This window comes from Halodesulfovibrio sp. MK-HDV (assembly GCF_009914765.1).
GTDB lineage: Bacteria > Desulfobacterota > Desulfovibrionia > Desulfovibrionales > Desulfovibrionaceae > Halodesulfovibrio.
In genome coordinates, this window is sequence record NZ_WYDS01000005.1 from 158,958 (window position 1) to 182,388 (window position 23,431).

A 23,431-nucleotide genomic window follows, 5' to 3' on the forward strand; every position below is an offset into this window, starting at 1 on the left:
ATTCCAGAAGGAGAGGCTAATGTCAAACGTAATCGTGATGGGCGCTCAGTGGGGAGACGAAGGCAAAGGTAAAATTGTTGACCTCCTTACCCGCGACATCGACGTAATCGTCCGCTTTCAGGGCGGAAATAACGCCGGTCATACTGTTATCGTAGGTGATAAGGAATACATCCTTCATCTCATCCCTTCAGGCATCCTGCACGAAGGCAAGAAGTGTCTCATTGGCAACGGTGTAGTACTCGACCCAGGCGTGTTTTGGAAAGAGATTGAAGGGCTTCGTGCTAAAGGACTTGATGTAAGTCCCGAACGCCTGAAAATCAGTAAAAAAACTCACCTCATCATGCCGTACCATTGTGCGCTTGATGGTGCTCGTGAAGATCATAAATCAGAAGATGACAAGATCGGTACAACCGGTCGTGGCATCGGTCCATGCTATGAAGATAAAGCAGCCCGTATCGGCATCCGTGCCGGCGATCTTGCTGATCATGCATTGCTCCGCACTAAAATCGAAGCAGCATTGATTGAGAAGAACGCACTGTTCACTGCCCTTTACGGCCGTGAAGCTGTTTCCGTTGACGCAGTATTCGAAGAAGTTGTGGCAGCAGGCAATAGTCTCGTGCCATACCTCGCCGATGTTACTGGTGAAATCTGGGAAGCATTCGACTCTGGTAAGAACGTGATGTTCGAAGGTGCTCAGGGTATCCACCTTGACATCGATCACGGCACTTACCCGTTCGTAACCTCTTCCAATACTGTTGCAGGTAACGCATCAGCAGGTGCTGGTATTCCAGCTACCCGTCTTGATCGCATTATTGCAATCGTTAAAGCGTACACTACACGCGTAGGTGCAGGTCCGTTCCCGACTGAACTCTTTGATGAAGACGGAAAATTCCTGCAGGAAAAAGGCCACGAATTCGGTGCAACAACCGGTCGTCGTCGTCGCTGTGGTTGGCTTGATCTCGTAGTTCTCGGTGAGACCGCCCGTCTTAATGGTCCTACCGATATTGCACTCACTAAGCTTGATGTACTCAGCGGTATGAAAGAGATTAAAATCTGTACCGCATACGATTACAAAGGCGAACGTGTTACTGTTATTCCTCAGGAGCAGGGCGCTCTTGGTGAATGCACACCAGTGTACGAATCTGTACCGGGTTGGGATGAAGACATCACTAAGGCAACTAAGTGGGAAGATCTTCCTGACAATTGTCAGAAGTACATTGAACGCCTTGAAGAACTTACAGGTGTGCGCGTAAGCATCATCTCTGTTGGTCCTGAACGCGATCAGACAATCATGCGCTAATTACTCGGAGGTAACGGTTTGGGTACGTCAAAAGACCAAGCAACCCAGTCCGCTCTGGAGCCTCATGATATTATAGCCCCGTCTCTGGATGCTCGTCATGCCAGAGTGCGGGGCTTTATTGAGCAGCTCGCAGAAGACCCGCCACAAGTTATCCTGTTCGAAGGTGGAACCACCGATGAACGCGAAGCCGTGGCGCTCTATTGGGCTGCGCGCATAAATTGCGTCAACTCCCCCGCGCCCTGCATGGAATGTAGTGCATGCAGGCAGATGATTACCAAATCATCGCGCGATCTATTTTTCTTCGACGGACGCGCAGGCTCCATCGGTTATGACGGTGAACCCAACAATACGGGCACTATCAAAATCGAATGGATTCGCGAACTCCGTTCCACTCTAGGCGAACCGCCTCGAGCCGAAAAGAAACGCGTAGTCGTTCTCTTTGAAGCACAATCGTTGAGTATTGCAGCAGCAAACGCGCTCCTGAAATCTCTCGAGGAGCCACGCCCGAATACAAGTTTTCTTCTTCTCGCTCCACAACGAGAGCGTCTGCTCCCGACTCTTGTTTCAAGAAGTTGGGTAGTAACTCTTGCGTGGCCTATAGGTGAAGCGCCATCAGCCCTTTCTGACGAAGTTCACGAATGGGCAGGTGTTCTCGCCAATTTCATGGTCGAAGGCACAGGTCTTATGGCCAAGACAGGCACACGTGGAGCGTTGGATGCTACGCTTGCAATGCACCTGCTAGTTCATTGTCAGCACGAGCTTGCCAATGCCATTACCGGTCGAAAATCCGGCGAACTCGCACGGCTGTTTGCTCAAATCGATATGGGGCGTCAACGTAAGCTAGATGAGGTGTTCAGTGAGTGTCAGGATTCACTCAATGCGCTCGTCTCACCGCCGCTCGTAATAGATTGGCTCGGAACCAAGCTTTATCTGCTTGCCAAATTTTCTGCCAAGTCCAGCGGGCGGCCTATTCGATAGTTTTCTGTTTTGTCATCGGTGGCGATTGTTGCAGGTGTCTTCGACGAGCCTCCGGCGGCTGGGCTGAAACTTTCGGAAAAGTTTCCCCCAGACCCCCATCAAAACTTTTTATTATGCGATGAAGTTCCGTAGATTATTTCTTCACGCGGCTTAAACTTACTGACTTGAGTAGCAAAAAAAGGGCTGTCCTAATTATGTAGGACAGCCTTTTTTTATTTCATTATCTACTTAAAGGAGTTGGTGAATGGGGCGTGTTGACGAATTGTAGAGTCATTTTTGTTGAGGCATTGAAAGGTGGTGACGCATAAGCCGCGAGGTTAAGTAAACAACGGGCTGGCCTCGCAGGTAAAAGTTTTAGGAGATTCTTAAGAAGCCCTTTTCCAAAAGGGTTCTTAAGCCGCCGGAGGCTCGNCGAAGACATAAAAATAAAGTGTCAGCTCTGGATAGCTCGTCGAAGACAAAACGATAAAATGAAACACCCGATGCCTCGTCGAAAACAAAAAAAGAACATAAAAAAAGGGTACTATTTCTAGTCCCCTTTTCTGTCGTCACATTTTAATTCAGGATAAACTTTTTGGGATTCAGCGCTACGCCGTTCAGCTTCACTTCGTAGTGAAGATGGGGGCCTGTTGAGCGACCGGTGTTGCCCATGTAGCCAACGAGTTCACCGCGTTTAACCTTTTGACCTTTCCTAACCACATAGCGTTTCATGTGCGCGTATCGTGTGATGACGCCTGAACCGTGGTTGATCATGAGGTTGATACCGTAGCCGCCGCCAGAACCGGTGAATGAGATACGACCATTCGCTGTGGAATAGATCGGAGTACCGATGCGGTTGGCGATATCGATCCCTTTATGGAAATCTTTACGGCCGGTAAACGGAGATCGTCTTGGTCCGAACGGTGATGCCACCCAGCCTTCTGTAGGCCAGATAGACGGTGTTGCGGCAAGCAGTCGTTGGTTTTTGCGGAATGTTTGAATCAATTCCTGCTGGCTTACTTCTTCCAGACGAACCTCTGTGTTGAGATCCTTCAAGAAGCTGTGAATTTTACGAGCCAGAAGTTCCTGCCTGTGTATCGGCAGGTAGTTGTCAGCAAAGTCTTTTGTTTTGGCTCCGCCTACAGCAGAAGCAGTATCGCCCTGATCTTTGTCGAGGTTGATCATGATACGCAGTTTTGTATCAAACTGCTGTACGCGTTGTAGGTCCTTCTGGACGATACGCAGCTTGTCCACCATACTTAAGATCTGGCTGTTTTGCTCGAAAATAGTTTTTTCAGAGTCTGCTAGGCTTTGCACCAATGTCTGTGATTGATGGTAGTATTTCCACAGGTAGATATTCCCTGCGGATAACGAAAGGATAAGAACGAGGATGCTCGCAAAAAACCAGCCATGAAGGCTTATTTTTTTGCAATGCCCCTGATTGCCCTTGAAGACAACAACGTGGTAGCGATTGAACAGCATATTATCTTTCGTATACTCAGATGTTAGGGTGGAAAAAATAATTTTCGACGTTACTTCTCTTTAGAGTCTAGTGTCAAGCCAAGTTGCCATCTGGTTAGGCCGTTAAATACGTTTTGCTTCAGGTTCTTATACTTGCCTGCAAGTTCCCAGAAGTCGTCCATTACGTCTTTTCGGCGTGAATCAAATGCTGAAGGGCACGGATTGTCCCACAATGGCAGTTCCCATTGCTTGACGCACTTTCGAATGACGTCTTTTTGAACCATCAATAAAGGACGTATAATAGTAAGATCGCCGCCAAAGAAATCTTCTTTTATCGACATACCGCGAACATTGCCTGCTTCGTATAAGTTCATCAGGAATGTTCCGACAAGGTCGTCGGCGTTGTGGCCGAAGGCAAGGTGGGTAAGATTGTACTGTTTGCACAGTTCAAACAGGCGTGTGCGGCGCTTCATGGCGCAGTAAAAGCACGGAGAGTTGTTACGGTTTATCTCGGAATGTGCATCCGGCCCGTCGGTGGTGGTCTCAATGTGGTACGGGATGCCGTGTTCGACAAGCCATGGAGCAAGCGGTGCGTGGCTTGCGTTGTCAAAGCCCGGGTTAACGTGCAGTGCCATCATTTCGAATGTGAACGGAACAATCTTCTGGCGATAGAGGAGTGTTCTCATCAGCACCCAGCTATCCATGCCGCCGGACATGGCGACGCCAATGCGTGCGCCGGGGTGAATCATTTCTGTTTGCTGCATAAGCTTGCCCGCGTTGCCTATGCATTGTTTTTGAACGTAGCTTAATTTTTCTTTTGCCATGGGTACTCCCGATCATGCTTTCGGTACGCTGTTTACTGTTTTTGCATTGTGCAGATGCAAAAATACAAGCGCCGAGTTGTGCAAGCTGATCTGTTCTATCTATATTGTCCCCGTTTTTGTCCGTAATCATGTTAACGGAGCGTATAGGGTTGTAGAGGCATTAACAGGGCGGCGCAGTATCGTGCAAGCACGATTTGCGTGCAACTGTCGGATAATGGGTGTAATAGTTAAAAGGGACTGTAATGGCGGGCAGGTATCTTGAATGAACAAAAGATGTGATGATGTATTGACAGACATTATACTGCAAAGTATACTGCAAAGCTTGCCGGATGGTCTGCGTTTTTTTTTATAGCTAAGTTCAGCAGGATGCCCCTGCAAACGCAGGCAGGCTTATTTTTGTGATGATTGCGATGGCGTCAAACGTTATCATTAATTAAACCGTTGACCGGTTGGTTATGAAAAGAACACTACTAGTAGCAATTGCTCTGCTCCTCCTTTCTGCCGGAGTCGTAGCAGGAGTACAAGAATATCAGCGCACTAATTCGTCGCGCGTGAGCAATGCTTCTTGGTTTACACAACCCTCTGAGGTTGTAGAGAAGATTGATCTAATAAATAACAGCGGCCATTTTTCTTTTATACGGGAAAAAGGACGCTGGTTTGTTTTGTTTAATGGAAAAAAATGTCTTGCCCGACAAGACGTTATTGAAAATTTATTCACGAAACTACGTGAAATGCCTCCACAAAATTGTGCTGAGGTAGAGCCTAAAAAGATACTCGAATACCGTCTGGACAACCCGAAAATTCGGATTACTTTATCCGGAGAAGAGCTTTGGCATCTCGGAGTTGGACGTGCGGCTGTTAGTGGCGAAGTCTTTTATGCCCGTAAAGGGAACGGTCAGGTCTGCATGATAACTCCGGAAGTTGTCACTTTGCTCGACCAGCCTGTTGCCACTTTTATTGATTCCCGACTGATTGCTGTTCCTTCAAGCCAGATTACTAAAATCCGGATGCAGGGGGAAAGCACAGGAACGTGGGAAATTGACCGTTCTGATGATGGATTTATCTTTTCGTATCCTGAAGCTCTTGTGAAGCATGCGGTAAATCAGAATTCAGCAGAACTGTTTATTCATACGCTCGTAAATGGTGGCGCTTCCTGCGAATCAGCAGGAGCACTGTTGGGAGCTGTGGCCGATTTTTCTATTTCTGTATGGCAAGACGGTGACTCCGACCCCACCACGATCGTTATTTTTAAGCGTGATGTGGAAAAAGGAGTGTACAAAGCAAAGGACAGTCGTCAGCCTGATCCTGTAGAGCTTTCACCGGAACTGGTAGCACAGTTGAAAGTTACTGCCTTTGCCTTGCAGGAAAAGCCTATTTTTGACGTAAATGTCGGCGAAGCGGTTAAGCAGAAGCTTTCCCGTATCGATGGCAAACAAGTACGAAATATTACCATCACGAAGACGACGGAAGGCTGGGTTGATGACCTGACCAACCAAGAACTTACAGGGATGGATTTGTTTATTTGGCGACTTGGAGAGATGCAGTATCAAAGCTTGCCGGTTCGTAACAGACCGGAGAGTGCACTGTTGTCACTGAGTTGGAATATTTATGCAGCGGAAGGCCTTCCGCTTGTAGAATTGTATTTCTATACCGACCCCGAACTTCCAGAAGGAGTTTGCTGGGTACGGTTGCAAAGGGAAAGCGTGTGGTACCCCGTGTCGAGCCAGTTGTTGCGCGACCTGCGGGCACGTCTTCCTTTTAATCAGTAACATTTTTGTTGAAAAAACGGCGTAGCCGCATTCATACATAAGGAGTCCTCAATGGCCCGCATTACAGTAGAAGACTGTCAGGAACGTGTAGATAACCGTTTTCTTCTTGTTCAGATGGCAATTAAACGTGTCCATCAGTTCCGTGAAGGCTACGAGCCTCTCGTTGATAGCAAGAACAAAGAAGTTGTAACTGCTCTTCGTGAAATCGCTGCAGGTAAAGTGCTTGCAACCGGTATTGATATGAAGATTGGTTACGAACAGGACGACGCTGAATAGTTCCTATGAGCCAGAGAGATTATTACGAGGTTCTCGGGGTTTCCCGATCATCCTCTGCAGACGAAATCAAACGTGCTTATCGTAAAAAAGCTATGGAATTTCATCCGGATAGAAACCCGGATAATCCAGAAGCTGAACAGAAATTTAAAGAAGCCTCTCAGGCTTACGAAGTTCTGCATGACGACGAAAAGCGCGGCCGTTATGACCAATTTGGTCATGCTGGCGTTGATGGCAATGGTTTTGGCGGCTTCAATAACGCAGAAGACATCTTCGGTTCTTTCGGAGATATCTTTGGTGACTTCTTCGGCTTTAACATGGGTGGCGGCTCTCGCGGTCCTCGTGCTCAGGCTGGAGCAGACTTGCGTTACAACCTGACTGTTTCGTTCCGTCAGGCTGCACATGGTGATGAAGTAACTCTGAAGATTCCTAAAAAACGTTTTTTGTGACGAGTGTGACGGTACCGGTGCAGCACCGGGTTCTTCCGTAGAAACATGTAGTCACTGTCACGGTTCCGGTCAGGTTCGCCAGAGTCAGGGACCTTTCTCTATTTCCCGACCATGTCCGGTATGTAGCGGCTCAGGACAGATTATTCCTAATCCTTGTCCTAAATGTCGTGGTGTCGGAATTGTTAAGGAAACAAAAGAACTTCAAGTAAAAGTTCCTGCTGGTGTTGATACTGGTAACCGTCTGCGCTTACGTGCAGAAGGCGAACCGGGCGTTCACGGTGGCCCTCCGGGTGATCTGTACGTTGTTCTCACCGTTGAAGAAGATAAAACTTTTGAGCGTCAGGGACAGCACCTGATCCTCAGCAGAGAAATTACTTTTGTTCAGGCTGCACTTGGCGACAAGGTAGAAATACCTACATTGGACGAGCCTATCACTATGGATATTCCGAAAGGAACCCAGAGTGGTGAAGTGTTCCGCATGAAGGGGTATGGCTTGCCAAACCTCGGTTACGGCGCACCTCAGGGTGATTTGATGGTGGAAGTCATCGTAAGAACCCCTATTAAGCTCTCTAAACGTCAGGAAGAACTGCTTCAGGAGTTCGCTGATCTTGAAGAAGAAAAGCCATTCTCCAAAGTTAAAAAAATGTTCAAAAAGGCCGGAAAAGCAATGGGAGTTGATTAATGGACGAGAAGAGTTTTTCCCACATGGACTCAGACGGTTCCATCACTATGGTGGATGTTGGCGATAAAGACGACACCCGCCGGACCGCAATTGTCCGGACTGTGGTTGAAGTCTCTTCTGCGACCCTTGATTTACTTCTCCGTGAGGCGTTGCCAAAAGGCGACGTGCTTACAACTGCTAAGGTAGCTGGTATTCAGGCTGCCAAACGCACTTGGGAACTTATCCCTTTGTGTCACCCGCTTTTTTTGAGCTATGTTGACGTACGTTTCGAAATCGATGAAGCACACCATGCTATCAAAATTGAAGCTGAAGCCCGCACTACGTCTCAGACTGGTGTAGAGATGGAAGCTCTTATGGCTGCTCAGACTGCTGCCATGACAATTTATGACATGTGTAAAGCTGTGCAAAAAGATATTATCATCCGCGATTGCCGTCTTGTTTACAAGGCCGGAGGCAAGAGTGGTGTGTTTCAGGCCGATTAATTGTACTGGACACAGGACAAAGAGTTAAAGCCCTTGCAGCAATGCAAGGGCTTTTTCTTTATATATCGCCATTGTAAATAATACAGTAATGGATGTTGACATAATATTGATAAGTCGATAGTAAAAACTATTACTATTAACAGGGGGTGCACATATGGCTGTACAGACACGTATGACCAAGCAGCGCAAAGTTATTTTAGAAGAGCTCTGCAAGGTTATTACCCATCCAACAGCAGATGAAGTGTACGACATGGTCAGACAGCGGTTGCCGCGCATTAGTCTGGGCACAGTGTATCGTAACCTTGATGTGCTTGCGGAGAGCGGAGATATTCTTAAGCTCGAACACGCAGGATCACAGAAACGGTTTGACGGTAATACAAATCCTCATGCTCATGTTCGTTGTGGCATTTGTGGTAAAGTAGGCGACGTGATGGACGTAGAGTACATCGCTTCTGCTGAGGGTGCTGTTGCGCCCGGTTTTACCATTCATGCAGCGTACATTGAGTTTGATGGTGTATGTGACGCTTGCCAGACTCACAATTAGTGCACATTCCGCAGGGTAGATGAGGTATCATCTACCCTTTTTCTGTGCATTGGTTACAAAAAAACGAACAATGAGGTTAACTCATTTGTTCGTTTTTTTATGCCCGCTGTTTTATGCTATCTTATCGGTAAATTTAGTAATGTAACTGTAAGCTGCGAGTAATATTTTTTTGTTACATCGACCTGTTCTTTTTTCTCGTGCTGGCTGCCGGTTGTGCAATCTTATGAGCAACTGATTTAAGTTGCTAAAGAAATGAGAAAAAATATAAATGGTAAAGAAAGAAGGATGCCAGTCGATTAGAAATAATTGGGGGCAATGGGTAATAAGCGATAGAAGGGGGATTCTGTATTTTGCGCATTTTCATGTTCTGCAGGGTAGGGGTCTGCTGAATCTGGGTACAGATGCACAAAATAGCGTAGCTTATATAACCCAAAGCCCCCTTAACAAGACGGCGATTTTGTCTTGCTAACAATGTGTGAATATTTATTGAGATGTCGGAAGGTTCGTAGGCAATTCATTCTTCCGTAAATTGTATATGAAAATTTAGTATAGCTCTTCAGGGCTGTAAACGGAGCTTTGTTCCATTTCTTCCTGAGTTTGCTTTTCACGCTGGCGTTCGGCTTGTCGGGCTGCGCGGCGTAATCGTGCTTCTTGTAGCCTTCGTTCTTGTGTGTGTGACTCAACCACAAGCGGCGGAATGGTAGTAGCCTTTTTGTCTGCATTCAGGGCAACAAATGTAAGATACGCAGAAGCCACGTGCCTGATTTTTCCAGTAAACAGGTCTTCAGACTCGACACGCACGCCAACCTCCATAGACTTTGAGCCTACAAAGTTAAGGCTGGATTTGAGCATCATCAGCTCACCAACGTGGACGGGCGCCTTAAATTCCATACGATCAATCGAAGCTGTAACTACAGAGCATCCTCTGGCATGGCGCATGGCGCATACAGCACCCGCCAAATCAATATGCTTAAGGATTACACCGCCATGAACATTGCCCGCGGCATTAGTGTCACCCGGTAGTGCGCGGTGTGTCATAAATGTTTCACTGCTGGCTACGCTTCGTCCTTTCATATAGTCTTCCTTACCTGAAATAGTTGGGGGTCTATATCTTTCTTTGCGCTTGTCGCAACACATCTACCTAATATCTTTTTATTTTCTAAATGCTGTCATAATGTTGAACTATAAAATATGCAAGAAATTCTGCAACGACGGTGTGTAACTCCTCCTATTATCTTTATCTAGTCACATGTTCAAGGGAACGATATGTTTCGGTTACCTCGAGTAGTAAAAAAATGTTGTATGGTGTGTTTCTAGTTTGTGTTGATTTTAATCAGTGCATATAAGTAGTCATATTGCGGGCTTCAATTGACCACACGGTGAGTTCAAGCCACTCGTAGTGCTATGTTTTGCTCTGAAATCTGTAAAAAAGTGTAGTATTATTATATTTGATATAACGATCAGATGTAGTTACTTACTAATGGTGCAGTGAATATCTGAGTATTGTTTTTATGTGATCTGTGAAGTAGTTATAGTACAGGCATGGCTAACACATATGTATGATGTTCTTAGTTAAAAGGTACTCAATAATGACCATTTGGACTAATGAAAATATTGTAGAAGAATATAGGCAGTGGGTTGAATCTACGGCAGGCTCCTTGGCTTTGCAGTCTAAAATGCGGCTCATTGTTGATCTCATTTCCGGATGGCCTCGTCGTGGGCGTCGCTTTCTTGAGGTTGGTTGCGCTACCGGATTGATGACAGAAATGTTTTATCATGCGGGCTTTGATGTGACCGGTCTGGATTGTTCTCCACTTATGCTCACAGAAGCCCAAGAGCTTTTGGGAAGACGGGCTGAGTTCTTTTTGGGCAGGGCTGAACATCTTCCGTTTGACGATAATCAATTTGATTACGTAGGCGTCGGCTCTGTACTGGAGTTTGTGGATGATCCGGAAGCTGTTCTTGCTGAAGCGCTCAGGGTTGCCTCCTGCGGCGTTGTGGTAACTGTCTATTCTAAATGGTCATTATATTACTTGTTGCGTAATCGCTCTCCTTCAGGGTGTGTGGAGCACAGGCGCTGGTTGAGTCCTTTTGCCATAGATAAAATGCTTCGCGAGTTGGTTGATATGGGTGAGATGACCCGTCGTTCTATCTTGCTTGGTCCTGTTTCCACATGGAAAGAAACCCCCGTGTGTGGCTGGATTAACTCCAGAATTATGCCTTACGGGCTTGGTGCGCTTTCCGGAATTTGTATCGATAAAAATGATACAAAAATGCCTATTCCTCTCAAGATTAAAAAAAGCAGGGCAAAACCTGCTATTTTGAATGCTTGTCGCACAAACCTTGCCGCTAGAAATCCAACTTCTACTTTTGACAAATAGGCAACTTTAGACTACCCAAAGCTGTTTCGGCACAATATTGTCGATACAGCTTTTTTTGTGTGCGAACAGCACCTCTTGTTTGCTACGATTTTGTGTTGTAGCACATGGAAAAAAATACAATTTTTTAGGAACGGGCATGAGTAAAGTAAAAAGAATTAAAGGTTTTGCGGATATGTTCTCTCCGGAGAGCGATACCTTTACCTTTATGGAAACTGTCGCACGCGATGTTTTTAGTAGCTTTGGCTATAAAGAACTGCGTACGCCAATTATTGAGCGTACCGAGCTGTTCAAACGAACCATTGGCGATGATACAGACGTAGTACAGAAAGAAATGTACACTTTTGATGACCGCAAAGGTCGTTCTCTTACTATGCGTCCGGAAGCTACCGCCGGTGTTATGCGTGCGTACATTGAAGGCAATGTGAACGCATCTGAGCAGATTTCAAAGCTCTTCACCTTCGGTCCAATGTTCCGGTACGAACGTCCACAGAAAGGACGTATGCGCCAGTTCCATCAGATCAACTGTGAGTGCCTCGGCCCTGACGAGCCGCATGCGGATGCAGAAGTAATCCTCATGCTCATGACCTTTCTTACAAAGATCGGTCTTAAAGAGCTTGAACTCGAGGTTAACTCCCTTGGTTGTCGTGAGTGTCGTCCTAAATACAACGAAGCGCTGCGCACCTTCCTTGCGAATCTTAATAAAGAAGAGCTTTGCGAAGACTGCCGCCGTCGTATGGACACCAACCCGCTTCGCGTACTCGACTGTAAGGTTCCTGCCTGTAAGGCATTAACTGAGAACGCTCCGACAATTATTGAACACACCTGTGACACCTGCCGTACGCACCACGACAAAGTGCTTTCTACGTTACGTGCCGCTGATGTGACATTTACACAGAATGACCGCCTTGTTCGCGGTCTTGATTACTACAACCGTACCACTTTTGAAGTTGTGTCCAACGCTATCGGCTCTCAGAGCTCTGTAGCGGGTGGTGGCCGTTACGACGGACTCATCAAACAGCTTGGTGGCGCAGATGTTCCAGGTATCGGCTTTGCGTGCGGTATGGAACGTCTTGCTCTCATGCTTGGCGAACGAGAAGTGGAACAGCCTGATTTCTATATTGCTATTCTTGATGAGAACGGCCTTGAAGACGGCCTTATGCTTGCGCAGTCCTTGCGTCTGGCAGGCAAAAAAGGTGATGTAAGCTTTGCTTCTAAATCAATGAAAGCACAGATGCGTCAGGCTGGTAAAAAAGGTGCTCGCAAAGCCCTTATCCTTGGCGGAGAAGAGCTTGCAGCTAAGACTGTTGTAGTGAAAGATATGGAAACCGGTGAGCAGATCACAGTTTCTCAATCCGAACTTATTGAGCATATCTAATATAATCAGATGCAGTAAATAACGGACGGCACATAATGGTGCCGTTCGACTTTTTCCGTAGTCTGGTAACACCATTCGTGTTGAACCCTAACCTTTGGACAGCGCTGCTGTCTTTAATGCATTTTTAAAGGAAACGAGAATGAGCGATCAAAATCTGGATATTCAGCAGGACCATCAGCAGTACATAGAGCCTCTTAATGGATGGGTTCGCACCCATAATTGCTGCGAGCTGAATGCCAATAATATCGGCTCTGAAGTATGCCTGATGGGTTGGGTGCAGTTCCGTCGCGATCATGGTGGCCTGATTTTTATCGACCTCCGTGACCGTAGAGGTCTTACTCAAGTAGTATTCAGCCCGGACGTGAACGCAGAAGCTCACAAGCTTGCGCACATCCTGCGTACTGAATACGTTGTTGCTATTAAAGGTGAAGTTCGTCATCGCCCTGAAGGCATGACCAACACCAGCATGGTAACTGGCGAAGTTGAAATCTATGTAACTGATTGGAAATTGCTTAACACTGCTAAAACCACTCCGTTTCAGATTGAAGACCGTGTAGACGCATCCGAGAACCTTCGTCTCGAATACCGTTACCTTGACCTTCGTCGCCCTAAGCTTGCAAACAACTTTATCATTCGTAACCGCGCTGCTCAGGCAATTCGCCGTTACCTTGACGAACAGGATTTCCTCGAAGTGGAAACTCCGTTCCTTACTAAATCTACTCCTGAAGGCGCACGTGACTTTCTCGTACCGAGCCGTGTAAACCAGGGTGAATTTTACGCACTTCCACAGTCTCCGCAGATTTTCAAACAGCTGCTTATGACTGCGGGCATGGATCGCTATTACCAGATCGTTCGTTGTTTCCGTGACGAAGATCTTCGTGCTGACCGCCAGCCTGAATTTACACAGGTTGATATCGAAATGAGCTTTGCTGACGAAGTACAGGTTCAGACTATGGCAGAAGGTCTTGTTGGACGTGTGTTTAAAGAATGTCTCGATGTTGATGTTCCAAGCACATTCCCACGTATGACTTACGATCAGGCAATTGAAGATTACGGTCTTGATAAGCCGGACACCCGTTTTGACCTGCGACTTAAAGACGTAAGCCATGTTGTAAAAGACTCCACCTTCCGTCTTTTCTCCACTGCAGAGCTTATTAAAGCAATGCGTATCCCGGGTGGTGCTGTTCTTTCCCGTAAGGAAATTGACCAGTACACTGACTTCGTAAAAATTTACGGTGCTCAGGGTCTTGCTTGGATCAAAATTAAAGAAGGCGAATGGCAGTCCCCGATTGCTAAATTCCTCTCCGATGACGAACGTAAAGGTCTTACCGAAGAACTCGGTCTTGAAGTTGGCGATATCGTATTCTTCCAGGCTGGCGCTGCTGACATGGTTAACAACGCTCTTGGTAACCTGCGTGTTGAAGTTGCAAAACGTTTCGAACTTATTCCAGAGAACACCTACAACTTCTTGTGGGTAACTGACTTCCCTCTCTTCGAATACGATGCAGACGAAAAACGCTATGTAGCTTGTCACCACCCGTTCACCTCCGCTCAGGATGGCGAAGAGAACGTAATGGTAACAGACCCTGCTAACGCAAAAGCACGTGCGTACGACCTCGTACTTAACGGCTGTGAAGTAGGCGGCGGTTCTATCCGTATGCATAACCGTCAGCGTCAGGAAGAAATGTTCTCCGCGCTCGGTTTCTCCAAAGAAGAAGCAGAAGAGCAGTTCGGTTTCCTTATGGAAGCATTTGAGTACGGCGCTCCACCACACGGCGGCATCGCTTTTGGTCTTGATCGTCTCGTTATGATTCTGACCAACTCAGCGTCCATCCGCGACGTTATTGCTTTCCCTAAAACTCAGAAAGCTACTTGTGTGCTTACCAACGCACCATCTGCTGTTTCTAATAACCAGCTGCGTGACTTAAGCTTGCGTTTGCGTGAAGTTAAAACAGAAGCTGCTGAATAGCAGGACAGAGTTTGCCCGCGTTTAGCAGGCATACGATAGAAAAATAAAAAGGCAGGAGCGTAGTGATGCATCTACGCTTCTGCCTTTTTGTTTACTGTGTCGATCTACGCCACAGCAAACGAGGAGTTTGCACTGCCCCGATGGGGGGATGGAGCAGTTTCAACGGAATGAAGGAGAGAGGTGTTCGTTTGCGTAATCACCATTGGTGAATGAACGTATAGTCATCAAACGCCATGCTTACGTGACATTCAACACATCGTTTGATTTTACCTTCCTCAATAACGGTTCCGTCCGGCTCATACTCAACCCAAAACCAATTTCCAGCGGAAGGGGCGTAGTTTTTGCGTTTTTGCATGAGGTTTATGGTAAGGAGTGTTTTTCCGTCTTTATCGAAGTTTTCCATTATGACAATGGAACCTTCTTCTGCTTGGTAAACTGATTCTTCTGCAATTCTATTTGGATAAATTTGAACTCGAGGTCCGTGGGGTGGTGCGGCGTCCTTCATGCCGACTACATCGTCAAACTGGTCCCATTTTTTATAGGGATCAGTGATATTGATGTATTGCCAGATTTCCGCAGCACTAGTCATCGGAGGCAATGGACCTTTAGCAGGTTGCAACAATGTTGAACATGCGGTGAACAGGCACAAGAAGCAGATGAAGCAAGCAAAAATAATCCATTGTTTCATGACAAACCTCCGACGTCGTCGAATAATCTAAATGTGATATAGCTCATCCAGTATGCAATGTGTCTTATTACTTGTTGATTTTTGTCTTATATTTATTATATACTGCCCGATCCTTTTATAATGCGATTCGGTTAGAATGTTGCAGAAGCAAAATCGACCCCAAATTGCAGTGCTTTTGCGCGTTCATCAGTATCCATTCTCCAATGTACACGGAATCCTTCGTCCGTAGTCGTGAATCCTGCATCCACAAGCTGTGCAAGCATCTCTTTCGCTGCTTCACCGCTCCAGCCATACGATGTAAATGCACTTGCTTTTTTACCCATAAATTTGAGACCCCGAAATTCTTCCAGCAGCGCAGACAGGCTTGATAGCGGCCCTTTGTTAAATGTCGGCGATCCCATCAAGACAGCTTTAGAGCGAAAAACTTCTGTCAGTATGTCGTTCTTATCCGCTTTGGCAGCATGAAAGAGCTTAACCTGCGTAGCAGGGCTGTGTTGCAATATTCCGCGAGCAATAGTTTCTGCGATTACTTTTGTAGAGTTGTACATCGAGTCGTAGATGATAGTTATCTGATCTTCCTGATATGCATCACACCATTGCAGGTATTGTTCTATGATCTGTTCAGGATTTTTCCGCCACAGGATACCGTGGCTTGTTGCAATCAACTCAACAGGCAATGCCGTAGCAAGAAAGTCCACAATGCGATTTTTTATGATCGGGCTGAACGGGGTGAGGATATTTGCGAAGTATTTAATAGCTTCTTCATACAATGTGCATTGATCCGCCAAATCGTTAAATAACAATTCGTGCGCATAGTGCTGCCCAAACGCATCGTTAGAAAAGAGAATGTTCTTACCGGAAAGGTGCGTCATCATTGAGTCTGGCCAGTGCACCATAGGGATAGGCTGGAAGGTAAGGGTGTTTTTCCCGAGGCTCAGCGTGTCGCCAGCGCTAACAGGGCGGAAATTCCAGTCCTGATGATAGTGTCCCGGAAGCGACATGGTGGCTTGTTTGGTGCAATAAATAGGTGTGTCGGGGATAAGTTTCATTAAGGCCGGTAACGCGCCGCTATGGTCAGGTTCTGCGTGATTACAGATGATGTAATCTATCTTGTCTAAGTCGATCTCCAGCTGGAGGTTAGCGACAAATTCATCAGCATAAGGTTCCCACACTGTGTCCACTAACGCGGTCTTCTCATCTTCAATGAGGTACGCATTGTATGACGTCCCCTTATGCGTGGAATATTCTTTCCCGTGTGCAGTCCGGATTTCCCAGTCAATTTTGCCTACCCATGAAACACCATCAACTACTTTTTTACGCATGATCTCTCCTGCTTATATTCAATTGCAAGTGAGTGTAGCATGGTTGCAAACTGGGTTATTTGATATTTGCTGTTGATTGGGTTGAAGCTTTTTTCTGTCTCCGACAGATCTTCGATGTGCCTCCGGCGGGTCTCCGACGGGCAAGGGCGCTGCCCTGCACCCGCAAGGGGGACGCCCCCTTGACCGCGATTTTGTTGCGATGGTCATTTTACGAATAAAGTTTTCACGCGGCTTAATCCCACTGACTTGAACGATGTACGAGCATAGTTCAATTTACTAGAAAAATACCCCTTAGTGATTCGAGTAAGTGGCAATTAAGCCGCGTGAGAACGTAATAAACGGGCATGCATCGCATAATAAAAGTTTTAGGAAAGGGGTCTGGGGGAGAACCCTTTTCCAAAAGGGTTTCCCCCAGCCGCCGGAGGCAAAAAGTAATTATAAAAAAAGTCCCACTGATAAGCGCCGCCGGAGGCTCATCGAAGATCTGTTAGAAATAAGAATAAAAAAAAAGCCGGAACGCAATGCGTTCCGGCTTTGATGCTGTGCTGTTCGGAGCGAGGGTTAGTCGCCGAGGCCGAAGTGAGCTGCCATGAATGGACCGAAGAAGATGCCATCGTCGTCGAGGTCTTCTTCGATACGGAGGAGCTGGTTGTATTTAGCGAGACGGTCGGAGCGGGAGAGGGAGCCGGTTTTAATCTGACCAGCGTTAACTGCCACAGCGAGGTCTGCGATAAAGCTATCTTCAGTTTCACCGGAGCGGTGAGAAATAACTGTAGAGTAAGCAGCGCCTTTAGCCATTTCGATGGTGTCGAGGGTTTCGGTAAGAGTACCAATCTGGTTAAGTTTAATCAGAATGGAGTTAGCGCAACCTTCTTCGATACCTTCAGCAAGGATTTCAGGGTTGGTTACGAAAATGTCGTCACCAACGATCTGAGTGGAAGGAAGGCGATCTGTAAGAAGCTTCCAGCCTTCCCAATCCTGTTCTGCAAGGCCATCTTCAATGGAGATGAGCGGGTATTTTTCAGTAAATGCTGCGAGCCATTCAACCAATTCTTCAGAAGTAAGGGTTTTGTTCTCGCCAGCAAGAACGTACTTGCCGTCTTTGTAGAATTCAGAAGCAGCAGCGTCGATGGCAAGAGCAATTTCTTTACCAGGAACGTAGCCAGCAGCTTCGATAGCTTTCATGATGTAGTCAAAAGCTTCTGCATGGCTTTCGAGGTTAGGTGCAAAGCCACCTTCGTCACCAACGGAAGTAACGTGACCGTCGTTGGAGAGAAGTTTCTTCAGTGCGTGGAATACTTCTGCGCCCATGCGGAGTGCTTCTGCAAAAGTAGGAGCACCGATCGGCATGATCATGAATTCCTGAATATCAAGGTTGTTTGGTGCATGTTCGCCACCGTTGATGATGTTCATCATTGGTACTGGAAGCACTTTAGCGTTGATACCACCGAGGTACTGGTACAAAGGCTGGCCGAGGAAGCTAGCGGATGCACGTGCAACTGCGAGAGAAACACCGAGCATTGCGTTAGCGCCGAGGCGTTCTTTGTTTTCAGTGCCGTCGAGTTCGAGAAGGATGTTGTCGATGTTAACCTGACGGGTTGCGTCGAGGCCGATAATGCCTTCAGCAATTTCGCCCATTACGTTGTTAACAGCAGTCTCAACACCTTTGCCGAGGTAACGGTTCATGTCACCGTCACGCAGTTCAAGCGCTTCACGGGTACCGGTGGATGCGCCGGATGGAACTGCAGCACGGCCGGAGTGACCGGATTCGAGGGAAACTTCAACTTCGATGGTAGGATTGCCGCGGGAATCCAAAATCTCTCTTGCCCAAACGGAAACAATAGTACTCATTCTATAACTCCTTGTAGTCCGACCGATTTGGCCGTTCTTTTCTGACAAATAGTATAAAAACGATGGTGACTCGGCTCGTTACCGGATGCCACTTTCCAAATATAACAACCGCAGACCTTCCATGAGGAGGTCAGAGCGGACGTGATCAAAACATGATGTGACGCGTGCAATGTCTTTAGCGAAGCCGCCGGTTGCAACAACCTGCAAAGGGGCTTCAAGCGTATGTGACAGACGTTCGCATAGTCCCTCTGTCATTGCCGCAAAACCGAAAATAAAGCCGTGATTAATACTGGTGGATGTGCTGCGACCAAAAACAGGCATGTCGCTGTGCACTTCCAAGCTGATCTGTGGAAGTTTGGCAGTATTGCTGGCCAGCGCAGAGGCGGCAGACTTAACACCGGGACATATCAGACCGCCAAGATAGGCGTTGTCCTGCACGCAGTCAAAGGTAGTTGCAGTACCAAAATCTACAGAAACAATAGAGCGGGCATCAGGATACAGCTTGCGGGCAGCGTACGCACCCACGAGACGATCCGCGCCGACCTGTTCAGGTCGTGTGTACCGATTTTCCAAAGGAATGGGAATATCTTCCGGCGCAAGCAAGAGCCTTTGATTAAGGTAACGCTTGACGGCATTGCGGATAATAGGGTTCATATCCGGTACAACGGAGCTACCAATACATGCCGTAATTTCGTCGGGAGAAATAGACATGTGGGAGAGGACGTCTACGATGCGAAACCCGATAGAATCCGAAGTCTGGTGCGGGTCTGTGGGTAAGACATATGTTGTAGCGAGATCTTCTCTTTGTGTAATACCAATTTTAATATTGGTATTACCAATATCGAATAATAGAACAGTGTTAGTCATATTTCCTCTGGTTGAATCTCAACGCCTGAGCATGCAATCTAGAGCTTTTGAACATCTATTGGGTAAAATATAAAATATTTTTGCCATTTATAACACGCTCGCTACCGGCATTTTGTATTCAGATTCCATCCGAATACAGGCAATACATAGTAGTATACAGTGTGGTATCTACATATTATTAGAAACCGCGCAAAACACACACACGGAATAAAGAGCCGTGCGTTGTTTCGTTGGCAAAAGTGCTGTGTGGTTTTCAGGCCACCGCATTGCTGTTTATACATGGTCTTGCCATGCACTCTACTGCGCCAACGACTTGTGCTGTAGCGGCACGTACCCCCTTTGATAGAATAAAACAAGAGAACAAAAAAGAGAAAAAACAAATAAAGCTGCATGAAACAGTTTACAATGTTCCTGTAGCGCATTTTGTAAGGAGATTTAATGCAAGCTGCTGCTCTCATTCCTGCTCCAGATGCTCTTCCAATTGCTGCTGGTTGGCTGGAAGGACTTCTGATTATTACTTTCGCTTTGCACATTCTTCTAGTGAATACAGTTCTTGGTGGAGCTATTGTCTGCTCAGTACGTAGCGTTGTAAGCAAAAACAGCCTTTCTATCAAAAAAGTCTCCAAAGTATTGCCTTCGCTTTTCGCGCTTGCTGTAAACTTAGGAGTCGCTCCTCTCTTATTTGTTCAGATGTTGTACGGTCAATACATGTACACAAGCTCTATTTTGATGGGTGTGTACTGGCTAAGCGTCGTTTTTCTGGCGATCATCGCGTATTATGCACTCTATGTTTTTGCCGGACGGTACGGCGGACATTCTAAATTTTCCTTATCTATTTTTCTAAGCAGTGCTGCCATGCTGTGTATTGGGCTTGTGATGTCAAATAATATGACGCTCATGCTCCGTCCCGACGTGTGGTCTGCGTACTTCGCATCTCCGGACGGCACGATCCTTAATTTTGATGATCCGACTATGGGGTTGCGTTATCTGCATGTTGTGGTTGCTTCTATTGCCGTGGGCGGACTGGTGTTAGCCTTGGTTGCTCGTTATAAAATGGCACAAGAATCTCCAGAACTTGCTGTTCAAGAAGAACGGTTGGGGCTGAACATTTTCCTTTTTGCTTCTCTGGTACAGATACTCGTCGGTGTAACGTTGTATTTTGCCCTGCCTGCGCATGTACATGCGCTCTTTTCCGGCGGGTCTGAATTTTATACAGGTTCTCTGCTTATAGCGCTGGCATTTGTTGCCATGCTACTGTTTCAGGCTGCTGCCCGAAACTTGTATGGAACCATCACAGCACTCGTATTCACCGTGCTGGTTATGGCAGGCTTGAGGGCTCTTATCCGCAAAGCCATGCTTGATCCATACGGTGGAATAGCGGCTCTTCCTGTTCAGGCTGAGTATTCTCCGTTCCTGATGTTCATCATCTCTCTTACGTTCGGGCTTGTTGCCATTGCGTACATGATCAAACTTGCAATGCGTAGCAACGAGGAAGCATAGTATGGAATATCCAGTCTGGTGGCTCCCATCTTTTTCTGGCGGTTTTATGATCGCCTGCATGGCAGTTTTTCACGTTTTCATTGCGCATTTCGCTGTTGGCGGCGGTTTCTTTCTCGTACTGACAGAGCGCAAAGGGTATGCGGAAAATAACCCGAAGATTGTCGAGTACGTTAAACGCCATACAAAATTTTTCCTTCTGCTCACAATGGTAGCAGGTGGCATGACCGGTGTAGGCATATGGTTCACCATCGGATTGCTTTCGCCTGCCGCAACGTCTGTGCTGGTGCATAGGTTCGGTTTCGGCTGGGCAACGGAGTGGGTCTTTTTCCTTTGTGAAGTCGTTTCGCTGCTTATCTACCATTATCGTTTTGGAAAAATGTCCCGCCGGGATCATCAGATTATTGGTTGGTTTTACGCACTGTTCGCATTTCTGTCTTTGTTCGTAGTCAACGGCATCATCACAATGATGCTCACTCCGGGGAAGTGGCTCGAAACGCAATCGTTCTGGGATGGCTTCTGGAATCCAACGTTCTGGCCTTCTCTTTCATTACGTTTTGCTATCTGCCTTATGCTTGCAGGGCTTTTTGCCTTGGTGACTGCGTATCGTCTTAAAGATGAGGAAATACGCGAGCAGATGATTCGCTACGCCGTCCGGTTTGTAGCATTCCCGTTCGCACTTCTTTGCGCGAGTGCAGTCTGGTACATTATGGCGCTCCCAGAAGCGCAATTTACCATGATTCTGACTAAATCTGCACAGACTCCGCAGTTGGTAAAAGTCTTCTTGCCGCTCTCAGCCGCGCTGCTCGCCGGAGTTCTTACATTTGCCTACATAACACCGCAGTCTGTGCGTCCTGCGCTCCTCGCTGTGCTTCTTGTGGTAGGTCTCGGACAAATTGGTATCTTCGAGTGGATTCGTGAGGCAGGGCGTCGCCCGTACATTATTCACGGGTACATGTGGTCAAACTCTGTGCATGTTGATCTAACGGATGAAATTCGTGAAAACGGTATGCTGGCCTATGCAAAGTGGATTGATACCAAAGAAATAACCGACGAAAATTTACTTAAAGCTGGTGAAGAGCTCTATCGAGTTCAGTGTATGAGTTGTCATAGTCTAAATGGGCCAATGCTTGCGACAGAAACTGGTGCAGCAGGGCTAACACGCGAAGGCTTGATTGCTCAGTTTAACGGGCAAGGTAAGTTGCGTGAATTTATGCCTCCGTTTCTCGGTAACGACGCCGAGCGAAAGGCTGTTTCTGCATACATTGCCTTTATTCTGGGCAAACCTCTTGAAGAAGCAGCGGCCAAACTCCCGCATGAAGAAGACGTTGCCCTACCTGCGTTTAATCCAGAGGACGCAGAGTATGTTCTCGTGGCATGGGCAACAGAGGGTATGAACACCATATCCGATAACTATTCTAAATTTACCATGCAGATCCCCGGTTCAACCATTCGTGCGCAATTGTTCCTGCGCGACGACATTCCGGAAATAGTAACTGAAGACGTGACCCTGACGTACAGAATCGAGAAAGACTTTTCTACGCCATCCGAGCATGTAACATTCTGGAAGTATGCCAAGGAGCTTACAGGAAAGGATTTACCGCCGGACACAGGAACCTGCGAAACCAATCTTATAGGCACCTTTAAGGTCGATGAGGAAAACAGAGCATTCGTCGCCTGTTCTCTGCCAATATTCCCGTACTCAAATGATGGAACCGTGAACCCATACCCATTGTTAACAGTAGAAGCGCGGACTTCAGATGGCAAACTCCTTGCCGTCACCAAGGTCGCCGTGCCTATTTCAACAGAATGGGGTTGTCGTAATTGCCACGATGGAGCGTGGCGCGTAGCTGATACCGCAGGGATTTCCAATAAAACTGCGGACAACATTCTTGCAGCGCATGACAAAATTAATGGAACCAGCCTCGCAGAAAAAAGTGAACGAGGCACTCCGCCTAAGTGTCAATCTTGTCACGAGTCCACCCGCACAGGCGATGCCGGCAAAAAACAGATTCTCGGGTTCTCAGCAGCCATCCACGGTTGGCATGCAAACTATCTTGCAGAGCGTGACGATATTACATGCGAGAGCTGTCATCCAGCCGCACACAATACCGATACGCAGGGAATGCGCGGGTTACACGTTGATCGAGATATTACCTGCACAAACTGCCACGGAACAATCGAAGATCATGCGCTAGGGTTACTCAAAGCAGAAGATCAAAAAGGCAAGCCTCGGGCAAAGCTGCTCATGGCGAATCTTATTCCGCGAGCATCAGCGACTCTCGATGAAGTTCAGCCACGCGAAGCATGGCAAAATCAGCCCGATTGCAGCGCATGTCATACATTCTTTGAGTCACCGGACAGCGATGCATCTGCCGCCAACCAATGGACAGAGGACGCGCAAAGTCTTTTCAAAAACAGAAAAGACGATCTGGAAGCCGTTATGTGTCAAGCATGCCACGGCACAGCGCACGCTCTCTACCCAGCTGACAACGGATACGGCGAGTCGCGAAACAACATCGCGCCAATGCAGTACCAAAAGTTTGCAGCGCCGCTCGGTGCCGAGGACAATTGTGTGTGTCACACAATGGAAATGAGCATGTACGATTCTGCGCATCATCCGATTGTTGAAAAGTAGTAGAGTGGGAGAGTTGTTTTTTTGCCTCCGGCGGCTGGGCTGGAAACTGTTTCACTGTCTTTATCCGTAATCTCTCGTACCTCGAGAACGACTAAAGCTTGC

Annotated in this window: 18 protein-coding genes and 1 pseudogene; 12 read left to right on the forward strand and 7 right to left on the reverse strand. The window is 47.1% G+C overall.

Translation table 11 applies throughout. From position 1 onward, the window contains the following. Nucleotides 1-19 precede the first annotated feature (19 nt). Together MKHDV_RS05630 and MKHDV_RS05635 are read left to right on the forward strand one after the other, a co-directional pair. Nucleotides 20-1,300: an adenylosuccinate synthase gene (locus tag MKHDV_RS05630; protein WP_160713128.1), complete on the forward strand. Its 1,281-nt coding sequence runs from the start codon at nt 20-22 to the stop codon at nt 1,298-1,300. An 18-nt stretch (nt 1,301-1,318) separates the two neighbouring features. Beyond that, nucleotides 1,319-2,278: a DNA polymerase III subunit delta' gene (locus MKHDV_RS05635; RefSeq protein ID WP_160713141.1), complete on the forward strand. Its 960-nt coding sequence runs from the start codon at nt 1,319-1,321 to the stop codon at nt 2,276-2,278. 555 nt (nt 2,279-2,833) lie between these two features. Here the strand turns inward: MKHDV_RS05635 and MKHDV_RS05640 are convergent. After that, nucleotides 2,834-3,739 (reverse strand): M23 family metallopeptidase, encoded by a 906-nt coding sequence (locus MKHDV_RS05640; RefSeq protein WP_160713143.1) that lies wholly within the window; start codon nt 3,737-3,739, stop codon nt 2,834-2,836. 50 nt (nt 3,740-3,789) lie between these two features. Continuing rightward, complete coding sequence (locus MKHDV_RS05645) at nt 3,790-4,542, reverse strand: ATP-binding protein (RefSeq protein WP_160713145.1); 753 nt, start codon at nt 4,540-4,542, stop codon at nt 3,790-3,792. Between the two features lie 455 nt (nt 4,543-4,997). Here MKHDV_RS05645 and MKHDV_RS05650 point away from each other — a divergent pair, with 455 nt between their 5' ends. The 5 genes and pseudogenes from MKHDV_RS05650 (at nt 4,998) to MKHDV_RS05670 (ending at nt 8,741) form a co-directional block, all read left to right on the forward strand. Further along, nucleotides 4,998-6,311: a DUF4340 domain-containing protein gene (locus tag MKHDV_RS05650; RefSeq protein ID WP_160713147.1), complete on the forward strand. Its 1,314-nt coding sequence runs from the start codon at nt 4,998-5,000 to the stop codon at nt 6,309-6,311. Nucleotides 6,312-6,362: 51 nt separating this feature from the next. After that, nucleotides 6,363-6,587: a DNA-directed RNA polymerase subunit omega gene (rpoZ, locus tag MKHDV_RS05655; RefSeq protein WP_160713149.1), complete on the forward strand. Its 225-nt coding sequence runs from the start codon at nt 6,363-6,365 to the stop codon at nt 6,585-6,587. A 5-nt stretch (nt 6,588-6,592) separates the two neighbouring features. Beyond that, nucleotides 6,593-7,715: pseudogene (dnaJ, locus tag MKHDV_RS05660) on the forward strand (molecular chaperone DnaJ). Beyond that, entirely contained in the window at nt 7,715-8,197 is a 483-nt protein-coding gene (gene moaC / locus MKHDV_RS05665) for a cyclic pyranopterin monophosphate synthase MoaC (RefSeq protein ID WP_160713151.1), read from the forward strand. Before dnaJ ends, moaC begins: the two are co-directional and overlap by 1 nt. Before the next feature lie 154 nt (nt 8,198-8,351). Then, a complete protein-coding gene (locus tag MKHDV_RS05670; RefSeq protein ID WP_160713153.1) occupies nt 8,352-8,741 on the forward strand; it encodes a Fur family transcriptional regulator in 390 nt (129 codons plus the stop codon). A 543-nt stretch (nt 8,742-9,284) separates the two neighbouring features. On the opposite strand, the gene MKHDV_RS05675 is transcribed toward MKHDV_RS05670, so the two are convergent. Further along, nucleotides 9,285-9,815 carry an acyl-CoA thioesterase gene (locus MKHDV_RS05675; RefSeq protein ID WP_160713155.1) on the reverse strand — a complete coding sequence of 177 codons (531 nt, stop codon included), beginning with the start codon at nt 9,813-9,815 and terminating at the stop codon, nt 9,285-9,287. Between the two features lie 515 nt (nt 9,816-10,330). Between MKHDV_RS05675 and MKHDV_RS05680 the strand changes: the two genes are divergently transcribed. The 3 genes from MKHDV_RS05680 (at nt 10,331) to aspS (ending at nt 14,466) form a co-directional block, all read left to right on the forward strand. Further along, nucleotides 10,331-11,122 (forward strand): class I SAM-dependent methyltransferase, encoded by a 792-nt coding sequence (locus MKHDV_RS05680; protein WP_160713157.1) that lies wholly within the window; start codon nt 10,331-10,333, stop codon nt 11,120-11,122. A 136-nt stretch (nt 11,123-11,258) separates the two neighbouring features. Further along, a complete protein-coding gene (gene hisS, locus MKHDV_RS05685; protein ID WP_160713159.1) occupies nt 11,259-12,497 on the forward strand; it encodes a histidine--tRNA ligase in 1,239 nt (412 codons plus the stop codon). Nucleotides 12,498-12,636: 139 nt separating this feature from the next. Then, nucleotides 12,637-14,466, forward strand: coding sequence for an aspartate--tRNA ligase (gene aspS / locus MKHDV_RS05690; RefSeq protein WP_160713161.1), 1,830 nt, complete (start codon nt 12,637-12,639; stop codon nt 14,464-14,466). A 196-nt stretch (nt 14,467-14,662) separates the two neighbouring features. Here aspS and MKHDV_RS05695 read toward each other — a convergent pair whose 3' ends face one another. The 4 genes from MKHDV_RS05695 to MKHDV_RS05710 form a co-directional block, all read right to left on the reverse strand. After that, nucleotides 14,663-15,154, reverse strand: coding sequence for a cytochrome P460 family protein (locus tag MKHDV_RS05695; protein WP_160713163.1), 492 nt, complete (start codon nt 15,152-15,154; stop codon nt 14,663-14,665). A gap of 131 nt (nt 15,155-15,285) precedes the next feature. Beyond that, the gene (locus MKHDV_RS05700; RefSeq protein ID WP_160713165.1) at nt 15,286-16,476 is read right to left on the reverse strand and encodes an MBL fold metallo-hydrolase; all 1,191 of its coding nucleotides are present in this window, start codon (nt 16,474-16,476) and stop codon (nt 15,286-15,288) included. Between the two features lie 561 nt (nt 16,477-17,037). Beyond that, entirely contained in the window at nt 17,038-18,327 is a 1,290-nt protein-coding gene (eno, locus tag MKHDV_RS05705) for a phosphopyruvate hydratase (RefSeq protein ID WP_160713167.1), read from the reverse strand. A 78-nt stretch (nt 18,328-18,405) separates the two neighbouring features. Continuing rightward, on the reverse strand, nt 18,406-19,194 hold the full coding sequence (locus MKHDV_RS05710) for a type III pantothenate kinase (protein ID WP_160713169.1): 789 nt from the start codon (nt 19,192-19,194) through the stop codon (nt 18,406-18,408). A 438-nt stretch (nt 19,195-19,632) separates the two neighbouring features. On the opposite strand from MKHDV_RS05710, the gene MKHDV_RS05715 reads away from it, so the two are divergent. Then, the gene (locus MKHDV_RS05715) at nt 19,633-20,694 is read left to right on the forward strand and encodes a hypothetical protein (RefSeq protein ID WP_160713171.1); all 1,062 of its coding nucleotides are present in this window, start codon (nt 19,633-19,635) and stop codon (nt 20,692-20,694) included. A gap of 1 nt (nt 20,695) precedes the next feature. Beyond that, on the forward strand, nt 20,696-23,329 hold the full coding sequence (locus MKHDV_RS05720; RefSeq protein WP_160713173.1) for a cytochrome ubiquinol oxidase subunit I: 2,634 nt from the start codon (nt 20,696-20,698) through the stop codon (nt 23,327-23,329). Nucleotides 23,330-23,431 lie beyond the last annotated feature (102 nt).

Excerpts from the sequence above, each read along its gene's own strand:
- MKHDV_RS05640 (WP_160713143.1), bottom strand. The coding sequence starts at position 3,739 with ATGCTGTTCAATCGCTACCACGTTGTTGTCTTCAAGGGCAATCAGGGG.
- moaC (WP_160713151.1), top strand. The coding sequence starts at position 7,715 with ATGGACGAGAAGAGTTTTTCCCACATGGACTCAGACGGTTCCATCACT.
- MKHDV_RS05630 (WP_160713128.1), top strand. The coding sequence starts at position 20 with ATGTCAAACGTAATCGTGATGGGCGCTCAGTGGGGAGACGAAGGCAAA.
- MKHDV_RS05700 (WP_160713165.1), bottom strand. The coding sequence starts at position 16,476 with ATGCGTAAAAAAGTAGTTGATGGTGTTTCATGGGTAGGCAAAATTGAC.
- rpoZ (WP_160713149.1), top strand. The coding sequence starts at position 6,363 with ATGGCCCGCATTACAGTAGAAGACTGTCAGGAACGTGTAGATAACCGT.
- MKHDV_RS05670 (WP_160713153.1), top strand. The coding sequence starts at position 8,352 with ATGGCTGTACAGACACGTATGACCAAGCAGCGCAAAGTTATTTTAGAA.
- MKHDV_RS05645 (WP_160713145.1), bottom strand. The coding sequence starts at position 4,542 with ATGGCAAAAGAAAAATTAAGCTACGTTCAAAAACAATGCATAGGCAAC.
- MKHDV_RS05715 (WP_160713171.1), top strand. The coding sequence starts at position 19,633 with ATGCAAGCTGCTGCTCTCATTCCTGCTCCAGATGCTCTTCCAATTGCT.
- MKHDV_RS05710 (WP_160713169.1), bottom strand. The coding sequence starts at position 19,194 with ATGACTAACACTGTTCTATTATTCGATATTGGTAATACCAATATTAAA.
- MKHDV_RS05680 (WP_160713157.1), top strand. The coding sequence starts at position 10,331 with ATGACCATTTGGACTAATGAAAATATTGTAGAAGAATATAGGCAGTGG.
- MKHDV_RS05650 (WP_160713147.1), top strand. The coding sequence starts at position 4,998 with ATGAAAAGAACACTACTAGTAGCAATTGCTCTGCTCCTCCTTTCTGCC.
- eno (WP_160713167.1), bottom strand. The coding sequence starts at position 18,327 with ATGAGTACTATTGTTTCCGTTTGGGCAAGAGAGATTTTGGATTCCCGC.
- hisS (WP_160713159.1), top strand. The coding sequence starts at position 11,259 with ATGAGTAAAGTAAAAAGAATTAAAGGTTTTGCGGATATGTTCTCTCCG.
- MKHDV_RS05720 (WP_160713173.1), top strand. The coding sequence starts at position 20,696 with ATGGAATATCCAGTCTGGTGGCTCCCATCTTTTTCTGGCGGTTTTATG.
- aspS (WP_160713161.1), top strand. The coding sequence starts at position 12,637 with ATGAGCGATCAAAATCTGGATATTCAGCAGGACCATCAGCAGTACATA.
- MKHDV_RS05695 (WP_160713163.1), bottom strand. The coding sequence starts at position 15,154 with ATGAAACAATGGATTATTTTTGCTTGCTTCATCTGCTTCTTGTGCCTG.
- MKHDV_RS05675 (WP_160713155.1), bottom strand. The coding sequence starts at position 9,815 with ATGAAAGGACGAAGCGTAGCCAGCAGTGAAACATTTATGACACACCGC.